This window comes from Streptomyces sp. NPDC006283 (assembly GCF_040613325.1).
GTDB lineage: Bacteria > Actinomycetota > Actinomycetes > Streptomycetales > Streptomycetaceae > Streptomyces.
Window position 1 is genome coordinate 1 of the sequence record NZ_JBEXRZ010000366.1, and the last position, 3,777, is coordinate 3,777.

The 3,777-nt window shown below is 65.7% G+C and carries 2 protein-coding genes and 2 pseudogenes; all 4 read right to left on the reverse strand.

The window, feature by feature from the left end:
• Positions 1-472: 472 nt before the first annotated feature.
• Positions 473-779, reverse strand: a pseudogene (locus ABZ070_RS35955) (Tn3 family transposase); the annotation flags it as partial.
• A gap of 5 nt (positions 780-784) precedes the next feature.
• A pseudogene (locus tag ABZ070_RS35960) lies at positions 785-907 on the reverse strand (transposase); the annotation flags it as partial.
• A gap of 24 nt (positions 908-931) precedes the next feature.
• Positions 932-1,381 carry an SRPBCC family protein gene (locus ABZ070_RS35965; protein ID WP_356640253.1) on the reverse strand — a complete coding sequence of 150 codons (450 nt, stop codon included), beginning with the start codon at positions 1,379-1,381 and terminating at the stop codon, positions 932-934.
• Between the two features lie 1,610 nt (positions 1,382-2,991).
• Entirely contained in the window at positions 2,992-3,180 is a 189-nt protein-coding gene (locus ABZ070_RS35970) for a transposase domain-containing protein (RefSeq protein WP_356640255.1), read from the reverse strand.
• Positions 3,181-3,777 lie beyond the last annotated feature (597 nt).

The window sequence follows — 3,777 nt, forward strand, 5'->3', positions numbered from 1 at the left end:
GTCGCGGTCAGGGGAGGGAGCCGCTGGCCTGGGCAGAGGCCGCTGCCACCGGCGCATTGATGGCAGTCCCTTCGCAGGCGGCGGTTCGCCTTCTCGGTCAGTTATCTCGCCCTGTCCGCCGGAGGTGTTGGGGAACTGCCGACGCGCCAGCTGTCTGCGGTCGGTGGGTTGGGGAAGTAAAGGGCAGACGTGGATCTGCGGTTGGGTGCCAGAGGATGCGTTCACTGTGCAACCTCGGTACGCCGGATCCTGCTGCTCCAGTGGGCCAAGGGCCAGCACCTGCTGTGGCAGCCAGCCAGGCCGAGGACGTCCCCCGATCGGCCTCGACGCCCAGGCGCACGACGCGGTCCTGGCCCTGACCGAGCTCGGCGACGACGAGACCCGCTCCGAACGGGGCACCCGATGACCGAGGACCCGCTGGCCTCGGTCCGTATCCGCCCTCCCCCCTCGCCGTCGGGCTACTCGTCGTCGACCTCTCGCGCAGCGGCCGCAGGCCGGGCAGCTCGGGGAGGTTGAAGCAGTAGCGGCCCAGGACGTTGACGTGGTGGCGGACGAACGGCAAGAGGCGGGGCGACATCCTCGTCCCCTACGTCGAAGCCGTCCGCCCTGAGCTTGGTGATCGCGGCGTCCATGTAACGGGTGTGGTGAACAGCACCAGCGCGTTGAGCACGAGGCCAGGGCGCCGATCGTGCGAGGTCGTGGCGGCCTTCTTGCAGGTTGGCCTGGGTCTTGATCTGCCCCCGATAGTCCGGCTCGTCGGCCCGGCGCAGGATGTGCAGGCCGGGACCGACGGAACCTTCTCGAGCACGGTTATCAACTGGGTGACGTCGTTGCGATTCCTGCCGGTCAGCGACACCGCGAGCGGGATGCCCTGCGCGTCGACGAGGACGTGGTGCCTGCCGCCCGGGACACGGGTTCCTGGCCCGGGCACTCAGGCGAGAGTGCTGGCCAGGTAGGCGTTGCGGATTCTGATGAGGTGGGGCATATACCAACGCAAGAGGAGTCTGTCGACGATGCGCCCGAAAGGCCCCAGCGGTGAGGCAAAGTGGATGACGTCTCGCATGATGGTGCCGCCAGCGCCGTCCGGCTCGAAGTGGTGGGCGTGACGCCATCGTTTGAAGGGTCCGGACTCCTGCTCGTCCACGAAACATCGAGGCCGGTCATAGGAGGTGATGCGCGCCTTGAGCCGCCAGGTCAGGCCGAAATGGCGAGCCTGGAAGGTCACCGTGTCACCGAGCGCCAGCTCGCCCCGGGTCTTGCCACCCACCGCTCGCTCCGACGAATCGGCCATCGAGCGGGTATGTGCCTCCACGTCCAGGCATACCGCGAACACCTGGTCCGGGGATGCGGCGACGGCTGTCACGACCTCAAAATGCTGCACAAGCTCACCCTAGACGCTGGGTATTCCGAGCCCTTGCCCGGGTCGAACGCAGGTCTCATCTCAGATTCGGCGGCGTTTCTCCCCGGTCGCGCGAGGCGGCGGGATACCCCCGCAGGCCGCCCGGGCCACCTACGGGGGTGTCGCGATTGCGGTGCTGGTGCTGCGGCTTCCTCCCGTGTCCGGTTTACGGCGTCGGGAACTACGGGTTGGGCCTGCCCGTACGACAGCCGGGCAAAGCCGGTCTCCGCAAAGGCGGCACAAGGGCCGACGGCCTTCCCCGGTCTGGGGCGGCGGTGGGTGACGAAGACCGGTGACGCGAGGGCGTCATGAGCAGACGGCAGCAGGCGGGCACCGCCCCGGTCCAGAGACCAGACTGCGGGACGTCGGCTCCTGCAAGCCCAGACTTCCTCCGATCAGTTCCCTGTCGGGGCTTCCCTGCTCATTCAGGAACGTGTCGCCGCGGGGGCACCGCATACGGCCCACGGCGCCACGACCACCAATCGGGGGTTACCGATGGTAGTAGCTTTTTAGACAATATCGTTACCGACTGGACTGTCAAGGCTTGGAGGCGTATTCACGGGTGATGTGGGGCCGATTTCCTTGATCGCAAAGGCGGCTCCGCTCGGTGGCTTGATGCTTGCGGGGCGTCAGAGTTCGATCGAGGTAAGGTTGTTGGGCTGGATGTTATGGCGAGGCGGAGTGGCTATTAATTCACCTGAGGGGGTTAGTGAGGGCCCGTCAGGTGTTCCGGGGTTCCCGATGCGCTGCAAGCGGGCGGAATATGGGCCTTCTCGGTTGTTCCGGTCGGCAGTGCTCAACCATCGAGCCGGGCGGCCAAGGTGGGAGCCTTTTCAACTCGGCCACCGATCGGGTGGGATCCATGCAGGCCGTGGTTACATAGGCGCCTTGCCGACGGCCATCCGCAGCAGGTGTGACGGCTGAAGAGGCTCAGGTTCCCGCCGGATGGACCCGCCTTGCCACTGCGCCCTGGCCGTCGCGAAGCTGGAAGAGGCACGCGAGCGTGCCACGCGCTCGATGCACGGTACTGACTTTGCCGTGGACGGCAGCCAGGCTCTTGATGGTGTGGGCTTGAATCCGCTTTGACGGACATCTGAGATTAGGGGTTTTCGCCCCCGGAAGGATGCTCTTCGCGTGGGGAAGAAGAAGCCACGTCCTCGCCGCTCGTTCACGCTGGAGTTCAAGGCTGAGATCGTCGAGCTGTGCCGGCGAGGGATCGCTCGGCCGGTCAGGTCGCGAAGGACTGCTATGTGACCGACCGCGGTCCGCGACTGAGTGAAGCAGGTCGAAATCGACGCGGGCGAGCGCGACGGCCTGACCAGCAGCGAACGTGAGGACTGGCCGTGCGACGGCCTTCTTCGCGACTGAGACCCGGTGAACGTGGATCCGTTCATCGAGGCGAGAAAACCGCAGGTCACAACGTCAAACAAACGTGTGAATTCCTCAGGTCTCCCGGACCACCTACTGCGCCCGAGGTAACGGCATCCCTCGCCGCGTGCGTGGGGTTCCACGCCGATCCACCACAGCACTCGCGTGCCCTGGACCGGCAGGCCGACAACGGCCCTGCGCCGCAACGCGGCCCTCCTGACGAGTCACCAGACGGCGCTCGTCCTTTCCACCCTCCGGATCTTGGGCTGCACCGCACCAGTCTCTGCCAGCACCTCATCGACCATCTCGAACGGGATGATCCGGGTCAGTTCACCGATATGCCCCGGCGCGAACACCCCGGCCGTCCTGGTTATGGCAGCCTGTTCCAACAGCGGAGCTCCTGAAGTGAGGATGTCTTGGAGAACACGCCGCTTCTACAGCAGCGCTGCTGCCTCGTTCACCAGCCTTGACGAACAGTCCCTTCGCCTAACTGAACGGCGTTGTGACTAGCAGCCCTCAAGCGGGCCAGCACGCCTCGGCCGCTATCACGCACCAACTCGTTAATACCGGTGCACGATCCGGGGAAGGTCCTGCTCGATGTGGCGCTCGCGGTCGCATTGGGTGGGGACTGACTGGCCGATGTGGGCATGCTGCGGGCCCGAGCCAGCTACCTCGCCTTCCTCGGCCTCGCCGCAGCCATCTGTTGCTACAAGCGACTCGTTCGCCTCACCACATAGGACACGATCTTGCGACCTCGTGCGTGATTAGCGGTGACGACGGCTGACCTGGGTCGTTGGTCTGCGTGTGGTGGGGGTTGAAGCACGCAGGTTGATCATGTCGGAGCGTCGCGTCACGGGACTTTCGACGTCTGTGATCGCTGATCTGGTGGCCGAGTTGGGGCCGGTGTGGCAGGCACGAAGAGATGCCGAGCTGGCTGATCGTCCGCGTCGTCGGGCTGTGGGTGCGGGTGCGAAGTACAAGCTGGTCTTCGTCGACCGGCTCCTGGCCAC